This is a genomic window from Chitinimonas prasina, assembly GCF_030160395.1.
Taxonomy (GTDB): Bacteria; Pseudomonadota; Gammaproteobacteria; order Burkholderiales; family Chitinimonadaceae; genus Chitinimonas; species Chitinimonas prasina.
Genome location: NZ_BSOG01000002.1, coordinates 1,250,476 through 1,272,388, shown reverse-complemented (window position 1 = coordinate 1,272,388; position 21,913 = coordinate 1,250,476). Strand labels below are relative to the sequence as shown.

General features: G+C 61.9%; 14 protein-coding genes. 4 read left to right on the top strand and 10 right to left on the bottom strand.

Going from position 1 to position 21,913, the window contains the following annotated elements; all coding sequences use genetic code 11:
• Nucleotides 1-498 precede the first annotated feature (498 nt).
• Nucleotides 499-3,018, top strand: coding sequence for an alkaline phosphatase D family protein (locus tag QQK16_RS12860; protein WP_284196871.1), 2,520 nt, complete (start codon nt 499-501; stop codon nt 3,016-3,018).
• Between the two features lie 167 nt (nt 3,019-3,185).
• Nucleotides 3,186-3,935: a hypothetical protein gene (locus QQK16_RS12855; protein ID WP_284196870.1), complete on the top strand. Its 750-nt coding sequence runs from the start codon at nt 3,186-3,188 to the stop codon at nt 3,933-3,935.
• 25 nt (nt 3,936-3,960) lie between these two features.
• Here the strand turns inward: QQK16_RS12855 and QQK16_RS12850 are convergent, their stop codons facing one another.
• Together QQK16_RS12850 and QQK16_RS12845 are read right to left on the bottom strand one after the other, a co-directional pair.
• Entirely contained in the window at nt 3,961-4,380 is a 420-nt protein-coding gene (locus QQK16_RS12850; protein ID WP_284196869.1) for a DUF1801 domain-containing protein, read from the bottom strand.
• Between the two features lie 99 nt (nt 4,381-4,479).
• Complete coding sequence (locus QQK16_RS12845; protein ID WP_284196868.1) at nt 4,480-5,358, bottom strand: LysR substrate-binding domain-containing protein; 879 nt, start codon at nt 5,356-5,358, stop codon at nt 4,480-4,482.
• A 106-nt stretch (nt 5,359-5,464) separates the two neighbouring features.
• On the opposite strand from QQK16_RS12845, the gene QQK16_RS12840 reads away from it, so the two are divergent.
• Complete coding sequence (locus tag QQK16_RS12840) at nt 5,465-6,445, top strand: zinc-binding dehydrogenase (protein WP_284196867.1); 981 nt, start codon at nt 5,465-5,467, stop codon at nt 6,443-6,445.
• A 627-nt stretch (nt 6,446-7,072) separates the two neighbouring features.
• A complete protein-coding gene (locus tag QQK16_RS12835; RefSeq protein WP_284196866.1) occupies nt 7,073-8,125 on the top strand; it encodes an NAD(P)H-dependent flavin oxidoreductase in 1,053 nt (350 codons plus the stop codon).
• Nucleotides 8,126-8,179: 54 nt separating this feature from the next.
• Here the strand turns inward: QQK16_RS12835 and pelG are convergent, their stop codons facing one another.
• The 8 genes from pelG to QQK16_RS12795 are packed head-to-tail and all read right to left on the bottom strand — an operon-like array spanning nt 8,180 to nt 21,651.
• Entirely contained in the window at nt 8,180-9,550 is a 1,371-nt protein-coding gene (gene pelG / locus QQK16_RS12830; RefSeq protein WP_284196865.1) for an exopolysaccharide Pel transporter PelG, read from the bottom strand.
• Nucleotides 9,550-11,109 (bottom strand): GT4 family glycosyltransferase PelF, encoded by a 1,560-nt coding sequence (pelF, locus tag QQK16_RS12825; protein WP_284196864.1) that lies wholly within the window; start codon nt 11,107-11,109, stop codon nt 9,550-9,552. The genes pelG and pelF overlap by 1 nt, the downstream gene beginning before the upstream one ends.
• A complete protein-coding gene (locus QQK16_RS12820; RefSeq protein ID WP_284196863.1) occupies nt 11,109-12,098 on the bottom strand; it encodes a hypothetical protein in 990 nt (329 codons plus the stop codon). Before QQK16_RS12820 ends, pelF begins: the two co-directional genes overlap by 1 nt.
• Complete coding sequence (locus QQK16_RS12815) at nt 12,095-13,504, bottom strand: PelD GGDEF domain-containing protein (RefSeq protein WP_284196862.1); 1,410 nt, start codon at nt 13,502-13,504, stop codon at nt 12,095-12,097. Before QQK16_RS12815 ends, QQK16_RS12820 begins: the two co-directional genes overlap by 4 nt.
• Nucleotides 13,505-13,507: 3 nt before the next feature.
• Nucleotides 13,508-14,041 (bottom strand): penicillin-binding protein activator LpoB, encoded by a 534-nt coding sequence (locus QQK16_RS12810; RefSeq protein ID WP_284196861.1) that lies wholly within the window; start codon nt 14,039-14,041, stop codon nt 13,508-13,510.
• Between the two features lie 49 nt (nt 14,042-14,090).
• Nucleotides 14,091-17,939 carry a tetratricopeptide repeat protein gene (locus QQK16_RS12805; RefSeq protein WP_284196860.1) on the bottom strand — a complete coding sequence of 1,283 codons (3,849 nt, stop codon included), beginning with the start codon at nt 17,937-17,939 and terminating at the stop codon, nt 14,091-14,093.
• Nucleotides 17,940-17,975: 36 nt separating this feature from the next.
• Complete coding sequence (locus tag QQK16_RS12800; protein ID WP_284196859.1) at nt 17,976-20,732, bottom strand: bifunctional glycoside hydrolase 114/ polysaccharide deacetylase family protein; 2,757 nt, start codon at nt 20,730-20,732, stop codon at nt 17,976-17,978.
• A 7-nt stretch (nt 20,733-20,739) separates the two neighbouring features.
• Entirely contained in the window at nt 20,740-21,651 is a 912-nt protein-coding gene (locus tag QQK16_RS12795; RefSeq protein WP_284196858.1) for an NAD-dependent epimerase/dehydratase family protein, read from the bottom strand.
• Nucleotides 21,652-21,913 lie beyond the last annotated feature (262 nt).

The window sequence follows — 21,913 nt, the reverse complement described above, 5'->3', positions numbered from 1 at the left end:
CCACCTTTCAGCGGTGGCCTGTTGCATATTGCCGAGTGGTTCAGGCTGTGCCCATGGCGTGGTCTACCGCTTGGCTTGCATCCACGCTACTACGGATTCCACCTCGCGCTTGAGGGCTGCATCGTCCGATCCGGCCTGTTCTTACGCGCACTCGAACCTGCTCGTGCCATCCCCAGCCTCTCTGCTCAGGCCAAGCTAGCGGCTATGTGCTGAACGACGGTAAGTCGCGAATCCATCGGCCTCGGGCTGGCAAAGTCGATGTGATTCTGGATACATGCTTGCGCCCCTCTGATTCAGGCATGACGCAGCCCTATGCCTTGCTGTGAGTGTCTGTATATGAGAATTCAGGCGCGTCTGTCGTTTTACCGCCACGCTTCGCAAAGAAATCGCAACGCAAGGCTGCTAATTTGAGCACTTGCTCGATACATTGCCGTTACGGCTCCCCCGGCTGGGGGTTTACGACCCGGCTGGCTTCCCGATAACTATTAGGAGAACACGATGGATAGAAGACAGTTTATGAAGGCCGGTGGTTTTGTCACTGTGTCGGCCGCGACCGTGGGTTTGCCCGGTTGTGGCGGCAGCAGTGCTTCCACTGGCCCGGACACGCCACCTGCCAGCGGTAGCAGCTACAAGTTTCCCCAGAGTGTGGCCTCGGGCGATCCCAAGCCTGATGGCATCATGCTGTGGACGCGCGTGGTACCCAGCAGCGCGGACGATGTCACGACGTCTTCTAGCGCCAGCAATTTCAGCGTTCGGGTGTTGGTCACCGAAGCCGACAACGCGGCGGCTCTGGGCAGCAATACCGCACTAAGCGGCACTACGGTAGTGGATACCACCATCCCGGTGCTGGCCGAGTTCGACAATACCGTGCGCCACAAGGTTACCGGCCTGAGTGCCGGCAAGACTTACTACTACCAGTTTGTGGCGGGCGATGTGCGCTCCAAGGTAGGCCGGTTCAAGACCGCGCCAGCCAAGGATGCCGACGTGGCCCAACTGAAGTTTGCCTTCCTCAGCTGCCAGGATTGGAGCATCAACCATTGGGGGGCATACAGCGACCTGGCCGGCCAGAGCCTGGACTTCATCATTCACCTGGGCGACTACATCTACGAAACCGTGGGTGAGGCCTTCCAAACCGGTGCGGTGGAAACGCGCCACACTGCATTAAGCCTGCCCAATGGCACCTTCAAGAACGGGGTGAGCGGCGCCAAGTACGCTACCACCCTGGCGGACTACCGCTACCTCTACAAGCAGTACCGTACCGATAGCCGTCTGCAGGCCGTCCATGAGCGCTTTGCCTTTGTGGCGGTGTGGGACGACCACGAGTTCAGCGATGACTGCTGGAACGATGCCGAGACCTACAGCAACGGCAGCTACAACGCCACGGGCGGTGACAACAATCACCAGACCACGCGCCGCCGCAGCGCCAACCAGGCCTGGTTTGAATTCATGCCGGCCGATATCTACTTCAACAACACCACGCCCGACGGCTATTTCAATATCCGTATCTACCGCGAGTTGCAGTTTGGCAAGCTGGCGCATCTGGTGATGACCGACGAGCGGCTGTACCGCTCCGACCACATCATCCCGGAGGCCGCACCCAACCCGGCAACGGGCGCCGCCATCGGCAGCATAGGCAGTCGTTATATGGCGCCAGAAACCACCTTGCTTGCCATCGAAGCGCAGAAGATGGCGGGTGCCAAGGCCGTGGGGCTGGATGAGCTGGTGTTCACTTCCATCCTGGGCCAGGTGCAGCGTGACTGGTGGAAGGACACCATGAAGAATTCCACGGCGACCTGGAAACTGTGGGGCAACGAGGTATCGCTGTTGAAGATGGGTGTGGACGGTACCAATGCCATTGCCACCCTGCTGGCCTTGCAGGCGGTACCGACCCTCGCTTCCGGCATACAGACCGCGCTGGCGTCGACCGGCGGCAATGCTGCCATTGCTGCTGTCGTCGTGACTGCCCTTACCGCTGGCGCAAGCCAAGCTACAGCAGGCGCTGCCGGCATGGCACTGGCCACGGCTGATGCCATGGGAACCAGCTTGCCCGCTGCCGGGGTGGATGCGGGCCTGAGCTCGGCCGATGCGGCCATTGCGGCAGCCGCCTATATGGCAGCCAAGGCGGCAGCGGCGGGTGGTTTGGCCGCGCAGGTGGCGGCCGGCGCACAGACCATCGCCTTTGGCATGATCAAACCCGATGTGGTGGCCAAGAAGGCAAACTCGAACTTCATCCCCGCCAATTTGAAGGCAGGCCTGGCCCCGTTCTTTACCAAGTTCGTGATCAACGCCGACCAGTGGGATGGCTACAACGCCGAGCGCAAGCTGTTGATGAAGCACTTGAAGGACAACAGCATCAAGAACGTAGTGGCGCTGACCGGGGATATCCACGCCTTCTATGCCGGTACCGTGCATGACGACTACAACGGCACTGGCGGCGGCACACCGGTCATGGTGGACCTGGTCACTGCAGGTGTCAGCTCGGACTCCTTCTTCAGCTACCTGAAGGATGCTGTGGGCAGCTTGTCGGCCAGCTTGGCTACCTTGGTGTACTACCCCCTGACTGTGCCCGTCACCGGTTTGGGCGATGTAGTGCTCAACGTCAACCTGCTGGATTACACCCTGGGCAAGGCTGCGCCTACGGCAGCCAGCTTGGCCGAGAGTCTGCGTGTACAGCTGCGCGGCGCCCTGGCGGCCAAGGGGGTGCCTGAAACGCAACTGGATGGCTTTACTACCACGGTGTTGACCGGTTTGCAGGCTGCGCCAGCGTTTACTGGCCAGCTGTTGCCACTGGCCGGGCAGCTGTCCAGCCTGAACAGCAACCCCTGGTTGAAGTTGGCCAATACTGATGCGCAGGGCTACGCCGTGGTGACGCTGACGACGGCCGGCCTGAGCTGCGAGTTCCGCCAGGTGAACAAGCTGGTGGGCGGCAATGCGCCCTCGGCTTCGACGCTGGTGGCCAAGACCACTACGGCCACCGTGAGCAAGGACGTGGCTGCGGTAACAGTCAGCGGTAGCTGATTAGGTTTGCCTGACTGTCGCAACAGCCCCGCCCTGGCGGGGCTGTTGCTTTGGGGGAGGCCGCTTTGCCTGCCTTGCAAGATGACCGTTCAGCGCATGGCCCGGATTTCGCTTAAGGGGATAGCCTGCCATGCCGATAAGGCTTTATCCCACTGAGAGCTGCCGCCATGAATCTGTCCTCGCTCCATCCATCACTACCCAGTCTGTTTCAGCAGCCGGCCAATGGCAGCGCGCAGGGTGCCATGCGCCAGCAGGAGGCGGGCAAGGCCAGGGACGCCAGCGATCCCTTGATACGTGCCAGCGATATCATGCAAAAGCGGGTAGACCAGATACAGGGCGCCATGGGCGACATGGCAATCGGCCTGGCTCAGGGTTTTGCGCAGAGCTTGCTAGGCAGTGCGGCCGAGGGCGCCACCATACAGTTTGACGAGACCGCCATTGCCAGCCGATCACGCTTCAGTGCAGCCGCATTCAATCGTACTGATGAGAACGGCCAACTGCGCGCTGCCGGCTTCCAGCTGGAGGACGCCAGCGAGTTTACCGGCCGAGGCACCATTACCACGGCGGATGGGCGGACCTTTGAGTTCGAGCTGGAAGTTCGCTACAGCGCATCGCTCACGTCACTGGCGGCCGACCGGCGCAGTGGCGGAGAGGCCGTGCCGACGACGGTCGGCGGCGGCAACCGTCTACCGCTATCGGCAGACTTTGCCGGCTCGGCAGTCGACCTGCTCGACAGGCTGACCAGCGAGCCGGTGCGCCTGCCCTTTGCCTTGACTTGGAACCCGGCGGGCGAAGATCAATCTGCGCTGGCCGGCGATATGGCCATGCGCATCCTGGGTTTGCCGGGCGGCGAACGCTACCTCGACTGGCTGCCAGACTGGCAGGGCGATCAGGGTGGCGTGGATATGCGGGTGTGAGCTGGGCAGGGCTTACATATGCAAGCTATTTACTATGCTTGTCTGCTTTCGCCTTTACGGTCGCGTTATTGAGTTCGATAGCGGCACGTATCAGCGCCTTGAACGAAGTTGCGTCGACCACCTCACCCTCCCGAATATCGATTGCCCGCCTGGTTTTGCCCTCCAGGCTGGCGTTGAAGAGCTTGTTGGGGTCGCTCAGCGCAGCACCCTTGATGAAGGTCAGCTTCACAACGGACTTGTAGGACTCGCCGGTACAGATGATTCCATGGTGCGACCATACCGGCGTACCCATCCATTTCCATTCCTCGACAACCTCGGGGTCGGCTTCCTGGATCAGCGCGCGCATCCTGGCTAGTGTCTCCCCACGCCAGCCGCCGAGCTCGGCAAACTTGTTGTCTATCAGTTTGGAAGCCAACTGGCTTTCCATCGTATGTGACTGCTTCATGCTCTCCTCCTGAGCGATCTGTTTTTTCTTCGTCTTTGCCAGAACAAGCCTAACCCAGATTCCCTGGTCACGACCGACGCCAGGCTTCCCGGGCCTGGGCTACTCTGCCCATTGTGCCAGTGTCCATTCGCGAAAGGCCGCCACGGCTGGATGGCTGGCCAATTCAGTGCGATAGGCCAACCAGTAGGCTTTGCCGCTGTCAGCCTCCAGACCTGCTATGGCTGCCAGTCTGCCGGCCGGCTGCGCCGCACCCACCAGTCCGCTACGCGCCCAGGCCACGCCCAGGCCGGCTGCCGCTGCCTGCACCAGCAGCAGGCCATCGTTGAACAGCATGCCACTTGCCAGAGGCAGCGCTACGCGCCGTCGGCCCTTGCCGGGTGTGTGGCTGGGCCAGGGGCTGTCGGCCAGCCGCAGCATCTGGGCTGCCGGCCAAAGCGAGGGATCTTCACCGAAGCGGGCTATCCAGGCTGGCGTGGCTACTGCCACCAAGCGCTCGCGCAACAAGAGGTCGGTCGCCAGTCCATCTGCGGCAAGTACGCCATAGCGCAGTGCCACCGTTGGTAGATGAGGTGGCAACTGTGCGAGGGCGTAGCCGGTTTCGACGCATAGCCCGATCTGGGGGTACCGCAACTGGAAATCGGCCAGCCTGGGCACCAGCCATGCGCTGGCGAAGGAAGGCAGTGTATAGACCCGCAAGGGCTCGGCCAGCACGGCCTCACCCGGTGCTTGCAAGGCCAGATGCAAGCCTTGCAGCGAGGCCGCCAGACGCTGTGCCAGCACCAGGCCGGCTTCGGTCAGTTGCACGCGTGGGCCCCTGCGCTCAAACAAGGCCTGACCGCACCAATGCTCCAAAGCTTGTACATGGCGGCTGATGGCGCTGTGAGTCAGGTGACGTTCCGTCGCGGCGCGGCTGAAGCTACCCAGGCGGGCAGCAGCTTCGAAGGCTTGCAGGCTTGGCAGGGGCGGTAAGGATCTCATTGTGCGTATTGCTCACATTAACTGTGGCTGATTATCGCTTTTTAGTGCGTTTGGTGCGCAGCAGAATTGGCACCCTCATCATGCTACCCAGCAGGGAAAACCCGCTATGCAAGCCGCACGTATTCACCAACACGGTACACCGGATGTCATTGTTCTCGATGACGTCCCAGCACCTGCCCAGGACCGCCATGTCGTCATCGATGTCGCTTACGCGGGCATCAACTATGTCGATGCCTACCAGCGCACCGGCCGCTACCCTGGCATAGTCCTGCCACTGACGCTCGGTATCGAGGCCGCAGGCCGTGTCGCCTACGCACCGCCGGATAGCGGCTGGCGTACAGGCGAGCGCGTGGCTTTTGCAGCCACCGCACAAGGTGCCCACGCAGAGCAGGTTGCGGTTCCGGCCGAAGGCCTGGTGCGCCTGCCCGAGCGTGTCGCGCTGCGAGAGGCGGCTGCGACGCTGGAGCACGGTTTGACTGCGTATATGCTGTTTCACCGCGTCGCCCGCATTGCTCAGGGGTCACATGGCTGGGCCATTGTGCATGCCGGCGGCGGCGGGGTGGGGCGCTGGCTGATCCACGCGCTACTGCTGCACGGGGTGGACGTTATTGCGCTGGCCTCGACTACCGCCAAGCGTGCTGCCCTGGCACAGATGGGTGCATTGCCGCTGGATAGCACCGACCCGGCCTGGCCGGACCTCGCACAGGAACGGATGGGTGGCCTCAGGGCGCAATGGGTATTCGATAGTGTTGGTGCCGCCACTGTCGATGGATCGCTGAGCTGCCTAGCCGAGTGCGGCCATCTCATCGTCTACGGTGCCGCCAGTGGCCAGGTTCCGCCTATCGATGCGGCTCGCCTGATGCAACGCTCTGCCACGTTCAGCCGGCCTGTGCTGCCGCACTACCTGCGCAATCCGCAGCAACTGGCGCTTGGCGCCGACTGGACATTCGCAGCGCTACTTGCCCGCCCGGCACTCATGGATGGCGCTACTGCCTTCCCGCTGGCGGAAATCCATGCCGCCCACCATAGCCTTGAATCACGCCAGCGCCAGGGCAAGCTATTGCTGGAGGTCGGGGGTGAACCATGATTGCCCGCATGGCGGGGCATGGGTGCTTTTCAGGCATGCCCAACAAGGCACTGAACAGGCTTTTGAGATGCCATTGAAGACAGCGGCGAAACGCCGATGGATATGTCGGGTAGGCCTGTGCTGGACCATGGTATCGACCCTATGGCTGGCTGATGCCGTGCATACCCAGGACGAGGATGGGGGCTTGCCCTTCAGCCGGCAAGGTTGCGAGCCCCGTGGGCCGCAACGTGGCGAAACGACATGGAACAGGCTTTTGGCGCCCGCCATGAATCGAGGTCATTGATTGTTGATATCAGGCCGCTCAGGCGCCAGGGTAACCCTGGTGCTAAGCGTCAAAGTAGCCAGATACAGCAGGCTCTGCCCTGATTTTATCCACACCCTCCGTGTTCGCTCAGCGACGGAAGCCCACCTTGCACGGCGGGGTAACCTCGCTGGCGTTCGTCATTTTTTGATTGGTGACGATTTTTCAATGGCTTAAGTTTATGGCGGGCTCTAAATAAGCCCTGGGCCATGGTTTTGTGCCCACCTTCGCGCTAAGGTCGCCGTGTTGAGAGCTTGGTGCAGGATGTCGCTGCCTGCTTGCGCACTCGGCGCCATGCCCATTCATCTATCCTTGCTGGAGTCCTTATGCCCGGTTCGACCTTGTTCGGTACTAGCTATCCCGTGATACAAGCACCCTTGGCCGGGGTACAGGCCAGTGCCATGGCCATTGCGGTAAGCCGCGCCGGTGGCCTGGGCTCCTTGCCGGCGGCCATGCTGTCGCTGGAGGCGCTGCGTACTGAGTTGGCGGCGATACAGGCTGGCACCGACCAGCCTTACAACGTGAATTTCTTCTGCCATACGCCACCTAGCCCGGTGGCAGAACGGGAGGCTGTCTGGCGGGCTGCCTTGTCGCCGTATTATCGCGAGCTGGGGCTGGATATCGATAGCGTGCCGGCAGGAGCGGGGCGCATGCCATTTACGCAGGAGGCGGCCGAGGTGTTGGCCGAGTTCAGGCCGCCGGTGGTGAGTTTTCATTTCGGTCTGCCGTCAGATGACTTGCTGGCACGCGTACGGAGTTGGGGCGCCAAGGTGATTTCCTCGGCTACCACCGTGGCCGAGGCCCGCTGGCTGGAGGCGCGCGGCGTCGATGCCATCATTGCCCAGGGGCTGGAGGCAGGCGGGCACCGGGGCATGTTTCTGTCGGATGACCTCAGTACCCAACAAGGTACCTTTGCCTTGCTGCCACAGGTGGTGGCAGCGGTGAAGGTGCCGGTGATTGCGGCTGGCGGCATAGCAGATGCCCGGGGCGTACGGGCGGCGCTGGCACTGGGTGCTGCCGCAGTGCAGGTAGGTACGGCCTATATGCTGTGCCATGAAGCCACCACCAGCCTGGTGCACCGTGCGGCCTTGCAGAGCGAGGCGGCGCAGCTTACAGCACTGACCAATCTGTTTACCGGGCGGCCCGCGCGCGGCATCGTCAATCGGGTGATGCGTGAACTGGGGCCGATCAGCCCAGCGGTACCGGCTTTTCCCCTTGCCACGGCGGCCATGGCGCCTTTGCGCAGCCAGGCCGAGGCGGCGGGGAGCGGTGATTTCTCGCCTTTGTGGTCGGGCCAGAATCCAACGGGCTGCCGGGCTGTATCGGCGGCAGAAATGACCCGGCTGCTGGCGGTGGGCTGCGGAGCCAGTGAGGGGTGATGGATTGTTGTACCGCCATAGGCACGACAGACTCCTGCACGCCCCTCAAGATCGCTACTGCAGCATGAAGGTTTCGTATTCCAAGGTTTCCAGCTTGCGATCCAGTACCAGCATGGCCACGGTCACCGTCAGCAGCATGGCGGCAGCAAAACCGTAGCCATAGAAGGCTGCGCCCAGGTAGAGGCTGATGGAGGTGAACAACACGTTGCTGACCACCAGCAAGCCGGTCAGCATCAGCACGATGCGGCGGCGATCAAGGTAGAAGAACACATTTAGCAAACCGAGGAACACCACCTGTAGGCCGGCAGACACCACGTCGACATAGAGCAGGGGCAGGTGCAGGCGGCTGATGTGCAGGGCGTCGAGTAGGATGGGGCCGAGGGCGAACACCAGCAGGATGGCGATGCCCTGGATCTTGACGATCTCGGCGATGCCCTGGCGTATGGTGGCCACCATCTCGTTGCGCATTTCCTCGATGTACTGCAGCGTTTCGCCCTCGCGCACTGCGTTGTAGAACTTCTCGTAGTACTCGACGAAGTCGGTCTCCATCCGCACCAGGAACACCGCCATGCCAGGGATGATGCTGAGGTAGGCCAGAAAGATGGGGAAGTCGTAGATTTCGGATGCGCGCAATGGGCCTATGACCTGGTTGGAGGTATAGGGGTAGTACCAGAAGATGAACTTGTCTGCCCAGGCCGCGAGATTGTAGAAAAAGCCGGTCCAGATCAGGCTGGGGTAGACCTTGCGTACTTCCAGCCAGTCGAAGCGGACAAAGTCGGCGCCGGGGAACTCATACAGCACCAGCGCCACCATGCCCCACAGCAGCACGCTCTGACCGATGAAGAACCCCCCCATCAGGCCTTCCAGACCGAAAGGGCGCATCAGCAGCGCGGCCGCGACGGTGATGCTGTAGCCCAGGAAGAACAGCAGCACGATGGCTTTGTAGCGCTTCATGCCGCTGAGGAAGATGGCGGCGATCCAGATATCGGACATGACCACGAAGGAGCCGGCCAGCAGCAGGCGGTAGAGCACGCTCTCCTCGGGGAACAGGAACAAGGCCGAGAGACCGCCCAGCAGGCCTGCGGCCAGGGTGACTGCCAATAGCACGCCATTGAAGTTGGCGAGCACGATGTAATCCTTGTGCTCGAACAGCCGGTCGGCAATAAAGCGGGTGAAGCCTAGCTGGATGAACCCCGTCAGTATCAGGCTGACCGCCATGATATAGGTGACGGTGACCTGGAACTGGGCAATGAGGAAATCCGGTACCACCACGGCGATGCTGAAAAAACCGATCAGTAGCACCCCCAGGATGGACAGCACCCAGGGGCCGGAGCTGATCAGGCCGGCGTAGAAATAGCCCTGCAGCAGGCCCAGATAGCCTTTTTTGTTCAGGAGCTTGCGCAGCTCGAAGCCTATCCCCGCCATCAGGCCACCGACTCGGTTTCGGTGGTGTCCGGCGTGGCGGTCTCGCCCAGCAGTTCCTGGTATAGCGTGCGATAACGGCCGAACATCAGGTCATCGGTATAGAAGCGCTCTACCCGGGCGACGGCTGCGGCCTGGCAGGCCTGCCAGACGTCGAAGTGCGACAGCAGCCGCAGGCAGGCCCGGCCCAGGGCCTCGGGGTTGGCAATGGGCACGACTTCGCCGGAGGGCCCCAGGGCCTTGTCTTCGTCTGTCAGGCCGTAGATCAGCTGGCTGCAGGAGCCTACATCGGTGGTGACCGCCGGGATGCCGGCGGCGTAGCCTTCCAGCAAGGACAGCGGCAGCGCCTCGGAGATGGAGGAGAGGATCAGCAGCTTGACCTTGGGGAAGATGTCCTCAGGCTTCTGGAACCCCAGGAACTTGACGTTGTTGCTGAGCCCCAGGCTTTCCACCAGGTCGCGGCATTCCTGCGCGTAGGCCGGGTCTTCGTTATCGGGGCCGACTATCCAGCCTTCGGCATTGGGTAGCTCGTTGGCGACAGTACGCATGCCGCGGATGAACGTCTTGATGTCCTTGATGGGCACGACCCGGCCCAGCAGGCAGAGTATGGGCGGGCTTTTGGGACTGTCGTCGCGGTTGGGGCGTATGGGGGCGAAGCGAGTCAGCTTGATGCCGTTGGGGATATTCAGGGTGCGCTCGGCCGGTGCGCCGTCCTCTACCTGCCGCAGGCGGTTGTTCTCGTACAATGCCACGATCTTGTCGGAGGCGTCGTAGCAGGCCAGGCCCAGGCCCTGGAAGAAGCGTATCCACAAGCTGCGGAAGTAGCTCAGTTCGCTGGCGTGCTTCTGGAAGGCATCGCGGTTGTCGCGCACCCAGTTGCTCTGGAACAGGTCTATCTTGCGTTCCTTGGTATAGATGCCGTGCTCGCTGGTGAGCAGGGGCTTGAGCCGCTTGTTCTTGAGCAGAGCCCCCAGATAGCCGGCATAGCCGGTAGATACCGTGTGGAACAGCCGCACCGGTATCAGGTTCTGGGTGACACGGGCCAGCGTCCACAAGGGCTCGTGCATGGAGCGGACGGTCCAGAAGTAATCGACAAAGGAGGGGTCGGTACACCGCTCGCGGTACTGCTGGCAGATGTATTCCCAACTGGTCTTGGCATAGAGGAATTCGGCCTCGCCCACATCCTTGCTGTCGAGCAGCATGCTGGCCAGCGCCTTGAACACGGCATCGCCGCCCTCGGTGCTGCCAGAGCGGAACCAATCGTGCAGCTCACGCACGGTCTGCATGGTCTGCGGGTCACCCTTGCGGGGCTTGGTTTCGGATTCGCCGTGCTTCTCGTGCAGGAAGTGGGTTTCCAGGTGCACCACGTTGTCGGGCATCTGGTAGCGTGGCTGGCCGTATTCGTCGGGATTGGAGCCGATGAAGACGATGGCGTAGCGATATTCAGGGAAGGCAGTCACCATCTGGTGCACCCAGCTGGAGACACCGCCCGAGATATAGGGATAGGTGCCCTCCAGCAGCAGGGCAATATCGGCGGAATCGGCTTTGCGTATGATGGCCATCAGGCAGTTTGCGTCCAGTAGCGTTGCAGGGCGTTGACCAGGGGCGATTGCCCCTCGGCAGGCAGTTGCGCCATCAAGCGCCTTACTTCCTGGTAGTTCTTCTTGCGCCAGGCCAGTTCGGCCAAGTAGGGCACCACGCTGCTGACCGGTTGGCCAAAAGCCTGGGCCGCCAAGAAGCAGGGCAGGGCTGCGTCGGCCTGGTTGTTCTCCAGTCGTATCTTGCCCAGCAGCATCCACAGGCCGGCATCCTCTGCCATGCGGTCCAGGCAGCTCAGCGCATAGCGCTCGGCCTGGGCCAACGTGTGGCGGCGCATATCGCCCTGTACCAGACGGTTGTGCACCAGCTCCCAGTTCAGTTGCGCCAGCGAGCGGTCGCGATCCAGCCTGGCCTTGTCATCATCCGGCTCTTCGTGGTTGAGTCGGTGGATATGCTCGGCGATTTCGCGTTCCTGGTTGGCCAGGATGCCATAGGCCACCAGCCGGATATCATCAACATCGCCTGACAGCGCCTCGTGCAGCAGGGGGTTGGCCAGGCGGCGGGGCATGGCCTGGGTGGTCAGCAGTGCCTTCATGCGGATATCGGTGCGGGCGCTGGGGTTGAACATCAGTGCCTTGACCCCGCCTGCGGCATAGGCCCGGGGGCTCTGACCCCGGCCGGAACGGTAGTTGGGCGGCTCGACCTCGCCAAAGGGGGCGAAGACTTCTTCCCGCTTGACGAAGCGGGCCAGGATCACGGCCAGCAGGATGCCCAGCACGCTGATACCGGGGATGAAGAAGCAGAGCGAAAAGAACAGCAACAACGGTGCACGGGCTGGAAAGCGGTAGTGTGGCGGCAGGAAGTGCAGCCCAGTGAACGAGAACACGACGCAGGCCAAGGCATGGCTGGCCAGCAGCAAGGTGACCCGCAAGGGTTCAGCCTCCCCGGTGATCAGCGCCCCCAATGCACCGATATCAAGACTTGCAGCAAACAGCAGCCGACCACCTATCACGTACGATCCCCCAGTGGTGCCAAGGCTTTGCGTACCAGGCTGGCTGGGTCCACTCCCAGCAGGGGCTCTGTATGGATGGTACGGTGCTGCATGCTGAAGTTCTGGCCGTACAGGTCATCGGCCCATTTGCCTATGCGCTCGATATAGCCATCCACCCCGGCATCGTTGGTCATGGGAAGCAGGGTCAGGACTGCATGGTAGCTCTCGCCGGTCAGCAGCCAGACGCCGTCCAGGCCTCGCCGCATGCGGCGTATACCTTCTATGGTGTCGGCGCCGCGCTCGGTGTTATGGAATACCTGCAACACCAGCCAGCTTTCCACCTTGCCGGCATTGGCCAGGTGCAAGAGACGGCCCAGTTCTTCGGCGAATTCGGCCGGGCAGTCGGGGGTGCCTTCGCGCAACTTGCGCGTGCTCTCGGGTGTGGCCAGTGAGTCGGCGAGATAGCCCACCAGGGCTGCCAGCATCACCAGTGTCTCTTCGTGCAGGGCAAAGAAGCCGATGCGCTTGACAGTGATCAACCCCAAGATGCGGTCGTCGGCAGTCAGCAGCGGTGCAACAAGTTGGTACTCGCTGGGTTGGCGGCGGCCTATGCCATCCATGGAGAGGTGCGTCAGCAGATGGTTTTCCAGTGCATGCGCCACCATGGGGTCGTCCTGGTTCATGTTTGGACGTACTGGCTTGGCATCGGGGCCGGGCAGGCTGCCTACATAAGCGATGGCCTCGTTGCGGCCATTGGGCAGGGCATAAAGGCCGGCTTCTTCCACACCGCAGAACTGGGCCAGCAAGCGCAGGAAGCTCTCGGCGTCGGCCTCGGCAATCCAGCCGGTGGTGGCGGCTTGCTGTCCCATGCGGCGGGTGTCGATCAGGGTCTTGAGCGATGCAAGGGCATCGCGCATAGTGGTGGGCTTGAGCAGAAACTCATGTTCCAGCCGGTCATGTGACAACCGCATCAGGTAGTACTGGTTGGAAACGCGGCGCAGCCGTTCATACAGGTAGGCATTGGTCTCCTGCACCCGGCGCAGTTGGATATTCCAGTTACCGGCAAATTCACCCGCCAGCATGGTGGCGATCAAGCCACCCAGGAAGTACAGCTTGGGGAAAGGGCCAAAGGCCGCAGCATCGCCTTGCCCGCCCAGCCACCACCAGGCCAGTATCATGCAGGTGGACCCTAGGCCGGCGGTGACGCCATAGCGCAAGGCGAGCAGCAGGGGGGCAAACCAGGGCCAGGGAAACTGGGCCTGTTGTGCCAGGGGGTCGGCCGGGTCTATCCAGCGTGACAAGGCCAGCATGAGCCCGGTCAACGCGATGGTTTCGAGGGCAACCCAGGAGACGGCGGACTGTTCAGCCGGCTTCAGCCGCGCCAGTAGGGCGGCACGAAGCCAGTGCAGGTGATAGGCAAAGCGCATCGGTCAGCGGCTAGGCAGGTCGGCGTCGTCAAGCAGATCGTCGATCAGCTTCTGGGCGGTGACGGCAATGGAGGAGCGGCTCCAGCCGCTCTTGCCGGCCACGCCGCTCCACACCACGTTGCCGCTGGTGACATCGATGATGTTGAGGCTCACACCGACGGCGGGCTCGCCATCGACACCGACCTTGTACCGCCATTCTTCCACGCTACCCTGCACCGCGTAACGCACGCCGGCCTGCTTGGCCCAATCCAGCGCGGCCGTCTGGCTCTTGCGGTCTGCGGTTTCAAACAGCGCTTCGGGATTAAGTTCGGCCGGGTAGCGTGCCACTTGCTGCAAGCCCTGTGCCTGCATCAAGGCGAACACGATGGATTCGGCAGCCAAGCCGGCTTGGGGCGTATCGCTGTGGTTGGCCATGGGCAACAGCGCCCATTTGGCATCGGGCTGCCATTGCGGTGCCCGACTGCTGTCCAGCGTGGCGCAAGCACCCAGCCATACGGTGGCTGCCAGGGTGAGCAGGGTTTGTACGGTGCGTTTCATGTTTGTTTCCTCATCGCTTCTAGGCCGTTGGGTCGCTTGATCTATTGTCTCAGCGTGGCAGTTTGTCGAACCAGTATTGCCAGCTGACCACCACACTGCGGGTTTGCTCATTGGGTTGGCTACGGGTGCCGCTGGCCTGCACCAACTCGAACCGCAGCCTGTCTACCCCGCCCGGCAGTGCACCGAACAGGCTGCCGCCCATGCCTATACGCACATCGTAGCCGCTGCCCGAGACCGTGTTGTGTGATAAGGCAAGGGTGGCATGGGGCGCCCACGCCTGCCGATAGGGCTCGCGGCCAGTCTCGTTGTAGCCGAAGGCTACGCCATACTGGGTGTTGGATTGCGGCATGAAGGAGGCGAGATAGGGGCGAGGATCGCCGGTCTCGCTGAAATCGGTCACCGCACCTGGCAGCAGGTAGAGATAGCGCAGGGGAACTTCGCCGTCTGCCTTGTAGCGCCCACGGCTGGCGGTGAGCCGTAGGTTGATGTCGGGCTCATCCAGCCTGAAGCGATGGCCCAGCTCGGCTTCCAGCACCTTGCCGGAGCCGAAGTACTCGCCCCGCTGGGCGCGGTAGCGCCAATCGCCGTAATCCAGCCGCAGGTACTCGCGCCGGCCTATCTTCCAGTCCAGTCCCAAGCTGCCACCATCACGCTTGCCTGCCACGATCAGGGTTGCGGCATCACTGGTGGCTTGGCCATAGTGCGCCCCGGCACGAAGGCCCAGATGGCCATCGACCTGCCAGCCGGTCTCCAGCTTGCCGGTATAGAAGGTATCGAAGCCATAGCGCCGTCCGCCTTCGATGGCGAGATCCAGTTTTTCACCTTGGTAGCGCCAACCCAGGCTAGCGCTGCGATCATGTGGCGGTATATTGATCAGCGTACCGTCCTGCACTTGCTGCTTACGGTCTTCGCTCAGGGTGGAAAGGCTGTGGTGGCGGTTGAGCGCCAACTGCGTCTTGCCTATCCAGGACACGGTATGCAGTACACCCCGTTCGCTCGCTTCTATGCCGCCAGCCACCTGATGGGCATCGGGGAAGTAGGCCTCGGTCAACAACTGGTGCAGGATGGGGTCGCGGTCACGGTAACGCAGGCCCTCGGCAGCCCAGCCCAGCTCACGGCCGTGATCATCCAGCATGCGGGCGCCGTAGATGCGGTCGTAGATGGGCATGGCGGCACCTGCACCACCTTCGCCGCCCGGTACGCCACCGCGACCCAGTAGGCGTGCGAGCTCGGCGGTGTCTTCGTTGGCCAGCGCGGTATTGAGACGCAGGTAATCGGGTGTGGCCAGCTTTTGTGCCTTGCGGCGCAGCAGGAAGTAACGTGCTGACAGCGGCTGGTCGCGGCTGTTGAGCCAGCTGGCCAGAATTTCAGCACGCGCCAGGGTATCGCCCTGCTGGTTACTGGGGGCGGCCAGCAGCAGTTGCAGAAAGGGCGTCTGGCGATCGCCGGTGGTTTCGCTCAGTGCCAGGCGTGCGGCGTCGATCAGGTTCTGCGGCACCTGGACAAAGCGATTAGGGTGCTTGCGCGCCTCTTGCAGCAGTTGCTGCCACAGGTAGCGATGGATGGCGCGGGAAAGTTGGGGATAGCCGGATTGCTCCTGTGCATCGGCATAGGTTTCCAACCAGTTGCGGCTGGGTTCGGTTCGGTTGCGACGCATGCGCTGCAGCTCTGCACGGAAGATTGCGCGGGCAATCCTAGGTTGGCCCAGTTGCAGGAAGGCGCTCCCCACCGCCTGCGCCATGGCGCCACCTCGCATGGCCTCATTGCGCCAAGCATGGGCGTAGCCCTGCAGTTCGTCGTACTGGCGCATGTCCAGCAATAGCCAGATCAGGCCGCTACGTATGTCATTGTCGCCAGGGGCGAGGCTCAGGGCAATCTTGCTATTGAGCAAGGCACTCTCGGGCTGGCCATTCTGCAGTCTGGCCTGGGCCGACAAGGCATAGAACTGGGCGTTCTGGCTGAACAGCTGGCGCTGAGCCGGCGTCATGGCATCTAACCGCTGGGCCAGGGTCTGCCAGCGTAGCGCGGCAGCTTCCAGATTGAGCAGGGCCATGAACAACTGGGCATCGTTGTAGTGCCGCCAAGCTAGTTCCGCCGCTCGTGCGGCTTCGGCTGGATCTTGCCGCCAGGTGAGGTAGTAGTAGGCAGCCAGATCGCGTTGGCTGGGTTTCTCTGCGGCGATAAGTCGCTTGTAAGCGGCGCGGGCGTCGTCTTCTTTCTGAAGCAGGTTGGCCAATTCGGCAAACAGTTGCCAATAGGCATCGCTGGCGCCTTGCTTGTCGCTATCGCGGAGGGTGGCAAACGCCTGTTCCATCTGGCGCAGGGCAATCTGGGTCTTGGCCAGACGCAAGGCCAGCGCTGGTGTCATGCCTTGATCGGCTACCAGCCGCTGCAGGGTGGCGGCCTCGGCAGTACGGTCGCCAATATGCTGCTGGAAGTCGGCCAATCTGAGCAAGTAACGCGCCTCGCGCTTTTCACGATAGAGCTGGTCGAGAAAGGCAATGGCCGATTCCGGCTTACCTTGGGCATCGTAGGAGTTGATCAGCTCCTCCAGCCTCAGCTCGGTACCGCGACCGCCCTTGATCATGGCCTGCAGGGCGGCGACACGCAGATCTTCGTCCTGGGTCAGGGGGGTCAATTCCTCCACTTGCGCCCAGGCGGCGGCATCGCCCAGCCTGGCAGCAGCCAGCCAGTGCTCCAGGGCTTCGTCCGGCCGGCTGACCCAGCGGGCCACCTGCGCCAGCCGGCGGCGCCAAGCCATGTCCTCGGGCCGGGCGCGGACGGCTGCCTGGGCAAGCAAATAGGCATCATTGACGTTACGATTGGCCAGAAAAACATCATAGCCAAGCCGGTACAGGTCTTCGTCGAAGGGGAGGGCCGGTGGCTTGCCATTAAGTGGGGGAAACAAGGGCTCGGTTGCGGCGGTATTGGCGACCAGCATGAAGCTGCCCGGGTAGGCGGGCTCGCCCAGCCCGGCTAGGGAACCCCGGTACTGCTGCAGGTATTCCTGCATGGCCATCTTTAGCGCACGCTTCATATAGCGCTCTGCCAGCGCAGGCTTGCCAACGGACAGACTGATTTTGGCCAGTTCGGCCCAGTAGCTGCCTTGCTCGCCCAGGTTGGTCGGCGGTTCTGCCAGTAGCTCGCCCGCACGGTCATACAGCCCACCGCTTTGCAGATCGCGCACGGCCGCCAGGAACAGGCGACGACGTTCTGTCTGAGAGCCGCTACGCTTGAGCGCCAGCATGCGGAAGCCAGAGGCCGCGCGGTAGTTGCCCTGGCTGAGCGAGAGCGCGGCGAACTCTTCGAGTTCGTCGGCACGAAGCTGATTTTGCCGGGCAAGGTGTTGCTGCAATTTGTACAGCAAGCCCCCGCCGGTGAGTGGGCGCATCAGTTCGGGTTTAAGTGCCTCCAGCAACTGGCGATCTATTGGGCCGTGCTCGATCAGGCGGATAACCAGTGTCTGGATTTCGCGTTCCAGCGCGCGGTAGCGCGAGACGGTATGTCGTCCCAGTGCACGGTCACGCTGGGCTACCTTGAGCAGCAACAGGTCAATGCGCTGCTGCCATTCCGCATCATGACGCTCACGAAGGCTCTCCGCTATGCTGCGCGCCACACTGAAGTTGCCCAGCACCATCTCTTGCTCAGCCAGGACCAACTGCAGCTCGATGTCACGAGGGCTGGCGCGTACCAGATTGCGCAGGTATTGCAGGGAGAGGGCATCGGTACGTGCTTGCGCCGCGATCTCGGATAGCTCTCGTCCCTTGGGGAAGATCAGCGCCAGTGCTGCGGTGGCACCGGCTGCCAGGGCAAGCACGGTGGAAGGCGGAAACAGCCGCTGCCGTGGCAGCTGCTTGCGCTCATCCAATAGCCCGGCCGGGGTGTCTGCTTTATTCACAGCACGCTCCGGATGAGACTGTTGGCGGGGAATACCTTAGGGACTGCAGGCAAGATCAAGATCGGCAACCTGTTCGGCCAGTTTGTATTGGGTGCCAGCGGCAGTGCGGCTCAGGGGCTTGATAGGGCGTCCTGCCTGGCTCAGGGTGCAGTTCGTGTCATGGGCAAGGCTCCATTGCAGGGGCACGCCGCCGTCCAGTTTGAAACGCACGCCATCGGCGCGTGGCTGCCAGGCAGTAAGGTGGGCGTTGGCTTCGATCAGATAGGGGCGTTTGCCCGTTTCGGCTGCTACCACGATATCTGCAGAATGCTGGCTGCTTAGGTGCAGGTAACGGCCCTGTGGCTGCTGGCGCCAGCCAGCGATGCCCTGGCTGGCGGCGAAATCGGGTACGGCGCTCTCGGGCAGCCGTACGGTACGCAGCGCCCCTTGGTTGCGTACGCGCCAGCCGCTGTCGGTCTTGGCCACCACAACCTGATTGAAGCCGATGACGCGGTCTATATAGGCCGATGCATAGAGCGGCAGGGTTTCCTGGCTCAGGGCATAGCGATAGACCTGGTGCAGGGCTTCTATGCTGGCTTTACGGCTGGCAGAGTAGGTGTGATAGTAAATATTGATGGGCTTGAAGCGATAGGGCTTGTCAGTCAATTCAAAGGTTTCTATCACCCGACGGAAACCCCAGTAGGGCCCTTTCCAATCGTTGGTGTAGATGTTTTCGTTCTGGTTGGGCGCGAAAATCTGGAAATTACCGCCACCCTTATCCAGCCCTAGCGACGAGATACGGGTCCAGGACGGGTGGGCACGTGTGATGGTGGTATCGCCTGCATTCATATTGCGCAGGCCAGCCTTGTAAGTCGCGGCAACGGTCTCACCATCAGGGTCGCAGTCACCACTCCACAGCAATACCTTGACCTGCTTGCCTGCCGGCGCCAGTCGGCTGTTGATATAGGCGGCTGAGCCGGAAATCTCACGGTCCACGCTGAATTTGTAGTTCTTCAGCTGCAGGTTCAAACCATACAGGCTGCCTTCCACCTTGCGTTTGCCGGTTAGTGCCTGCCAGAAGAAGGGATGGCTATAGGTATGGCTGGCGACTTCCACATGGGGTAGCGCAAAAATGGCGCGCGAAGTCGTTTCCAGCGACTTGGCCATGTTGCTCCACAGTCCATTGGGGGAGGTTTCGCCTTCGATGACCGACACGGTGTGAGGCACCCGATAGCGCTCAATGAAGTCGCGCCGCATGACTTCGGCTGCGGTGGGCGAACCCGGTATCTCGGCCAGGCTGGGAAAGCCATCGCCATCAATATGGGTCAGCCATAGCCGCCGGCCATTCTCGGTGGTGGTATCAGCGATGGGCATGGCCGGCAGCTGCAAGGCTGCCTTCAGGAATTCCAGCGGCTGTATCACCCAATAGGTGTCGGTTTCATCGCCCGGCGCCAATTCCACGACATAAGGACCAAGTGCATAGCCACCCCAGGGCGTGATGCCTACCGGGTCTTGCTGTAGCTCGCCGCTTGCCAGGCTAAGCCAGGCCTCGCCCTCGTTCAGCTTCATGGGCTCGAAGTTGTCGCGCTGGGGGTAGGGTTTGTGCTCAAAGCCGACAGCAGCGTGCTGCTTGGTGATACGCACGGCTTCCGTGGCATTGCCATCTCGCACGCTGATGCCACGCTGCGCCATCCAGCCTGGGTCGTTAAACCCAAACCGCGACAGGATGGCCAGCGGCACGCCTTCGTTGCGGGCGCGATCAAACAGGCGCTTGAGATCACTGGCACGACTGGGCAAGTCGCCATTCAGCCAGCTGACTATGCCAGCATAGCGTCCTGCCAGGGCGATGCCGGGCAGGGGCTGCTGCACATCCACATATTCGGGCACCAGTCCCAGATAGTTGAGCGGGGTGGCGAGAAAACGAACATGGTCGGACTCCATCAGGTTGCCGTACTGGGAGCTGTCGTACAGCACCATTACACGCCGTGGCTGCACTTCAACCAGGCCCACGCCCAGTATGTCGAGTTCAGGCGTGGCTACCCAGGGAATAAGCCCGCGTGCGCGGATGCGGGCAGCCACTTCGCGGGCCTGTTTCCTATCGCCTGCAGGTACGTAGTCGATGGCAATGACGGGCAGCTTCCATTGCTCCTGTATGGGCTTGATCTGTTGCAGCAACCAGGCGCGGTCGGATTCCGGCACCTGGCTGTATTGGCGGTTGCTTGGCTGCCAGCGGGCTTCCAGCGATTCAAATGCCACACCGGCTGCAAGCCCGTGTACTTCCGGCAGAACCTCGAAACCGCGATTGAACAGCAGCTTGGCTTCCGGATACCTGGTTTTCAGTGCCTTGAGCGTACGTATCAGGCCGGCCTGCTGGGCAGCCTGCTCCGCCGGGGTGCTGGCCAGCAGTTGCCAGGAATCCAGGGTGTCGAGAAAGAAGTGCCGCCAACCCCGCTGCCACAAGGGGGTGATGATCTGCTCGACAAAAAAGGCAGGCCACTCGGGCTGGCTCTGGTCAATGATCTTGCCACCCCAAGCGGGGTTGCTGCTGGGGAGCCAGGCAGCGGGTATCTTGCCAGCATAGCTGCGGCGCGCCTCCACTTCGCCGACGCTGACATAGGCGAACCAGTCGGTTTCGGCGCTGGCTGCCGGCGCGGCCGTGAAGTGGTCAGGCTCGAGCACCACCCAGTCGAAGGCGCGCAGCTCATTCAAGGGGGGCTGAGCGCCATAGAAGAAAGCGACAGCAGGCTTGCTGCTAGCGGTGGCCAGGCAGGCCATCAGCGCAGCGATCAGGGTACGGCAGATTTTCTGCAGCATAGGTCGCTTAGCCGGCCAGTAGCTTGGCCAGGCCTTGTTCCAGGGTAACGAAATCAAAATGCCCGAGTGCAGCCAGCAAGGCGCTGTTGAGCGCGGCAGAGTGAACAATGTCGCCTGTACGTGCGGGCTGATGGCTGACATCGAGCTGCTTACCGACGACCTGCCCGAAGCTGGCGATGACCTGGTTGAGGGTTCGGCTTTGGCCTGTGGCCACATTCAATACCCCGGTCTGATCGGCGAACAGGGCACGCCGGTTGGCCTCGGCTACATCGCCGACATAGATGAAGTCGCGGGTTTGCTCGCCATCGCCAAAGACCAGCAGGGTGGCTTGCTGCTCGATCCGCTCCTTGAACTTGGACAGCACGCCAGCGTAAGGCGAGCGCGGGTCCTGGCGCGGGCCAAACACATTGAAGTAGCGCAAGCCCAGGCAGGACATGCCGTAGAGTTCGGCGTAGAGCTTGGCATACTGATCATTGACCAGTTTTTCGAGGCCATAGGGCGAGGCGGGGTGGACCGCCGAGTGCTCGCTGAGCGGTAGCGTGATGGGTTGACCATAGACAGCCGCCGAGGAAGCATAGACAAAGCGTTGGACGCCAGCCTGGCGTGCGGCATCCAGCACATTGATGAAGCCAGTGAGGTTGCGTTCGGCCGAGGTAGGCGGTGCATCCACCGAAGCTTGTACCGAGACTTGCGCTGCCAGATGCAGGACGCGATCAACGCCCTGCATGGCATGCTTGACTGCCTGGGGGTTGCGGATATCGCCTATCTGAAGTTCCAGCTGGGGGTGGTCTGGCAGGTTGTCGGGCCGGCCGGTACTGAGATCGTCCAGTACGCGTACTGCATGGCCCCGCAAGAGCAGGTTCTCAACCGTATGTGAGCCGATGAAGCCTGCGCCGCCAGTGACCAGTATCTTGCTCATGCCCCAACCCTTCTTGCCCTAGTATGCAATGTTGATTCAGGCACGCATTGGAACAGGCTTGCCTGCTGCGCACAACAAGACTATTCGAACCTGCTGATATGCCCGCATAGCATTGATGCTGCTGGTTTCATGACATTGGAATATTAGCCCGCCGATAGGCCGTGGTAGCCCTTGGTTTCTTGCCTGTCATAACAAGAATAGGTGCTTGTGGATAAGTCAGTGGTGAAAGCGGGATGCCATGGCGAATATATTTTTACCCTAT

Excerpts from the sequence above, each read along its gene's own strand:
- QQK16_RS12860 (WP_284196871.1), top strand. The coding sequence starts at position 499 with ATGGATAGAAGACAGTTTATGAAGGCCGGTGGTTTTGTCACTGTGTCG.
- QQK16_RS12855 (WP_284196870.1), top strand. The coding sequence starts at position 3,186 with ATGAATCTGTCCTCGCTCCATCCATCACTACCCAGTCTGTTTCAGCAG.
- QQK16_RS12850 (WP_284196869.1), bottom strand. The coding sequence starts at position 4,380 with ATGAAGCAGTCACATACGATGGAAAGCCAGTTGGCTTCCAAACTGATA.
- QQK16_RS12845 (WP_284196868.1), bottom strand. The coding sequence starts at position 5,358 with ATGAGATCCTTACCGCCCCTGCCAAGCCTGCAAGCCTTCGAAGCTGCT.
- QQK16_RS12840 (WP_284196867.1), top strand. The coding sequence starts at position 5,465 with ATGCAAGCCGCACGTATTCACCAACACGGTACACCGGATGTCATTGTT.
- QQK16_RS12835 (WP_284196866.1), top strand. The coding sequence starts at position 7,073 with ATGCCCGGTTCGACCTTGTTCGGTACTAGCTATCCCGTGATACAAGCA.
- pelG (WP_284196865.1), bottom strand. The coding sequence starts at position 9,550 with ATGGCGGGGATAGGCTTCGAGCTGCGCAAGCTCCTGAACAAAAAAGGC.
- pelF (WP_284196864.1), bottom strand. The coding sequence starts at position 11,109 with ATGGCCATCATACGCAAAGCCGATTCCGCCGATATTGCCCTGCTGCTG.
- QQK16_RS12815 (WP_284196862.1), bottom strand. The coding sequence starts at position 13,504 with ATGCGCTTTGCCTATCACCTGCACTGGCTTCGTGCCGCCCTACTGGCG.
- QQK16_RS12810 (WP_284196861.1), bottom strand. The coding sequence starts at position 14,041 with ATGAAACGCACCGTACAAACCCTGCTCACCCTGGCAGCCACCGTATGG.
- QQK16_RS12800 (WP_284196859.1), bottom strand. The coding sequence starts at position 20,732 with ATGCTGCAGAAAATCTGCCGTACCCTGATCGCTGCGCTGATGGCCTGC.
- QQK16_RS12795 (WP_284196858.1), bottom strand. The coding sequence starts at position 21,651 with ATGAGCAAGATACTGGTCACTGGCGGCGCAGGCTTCATCGGCTCACAT.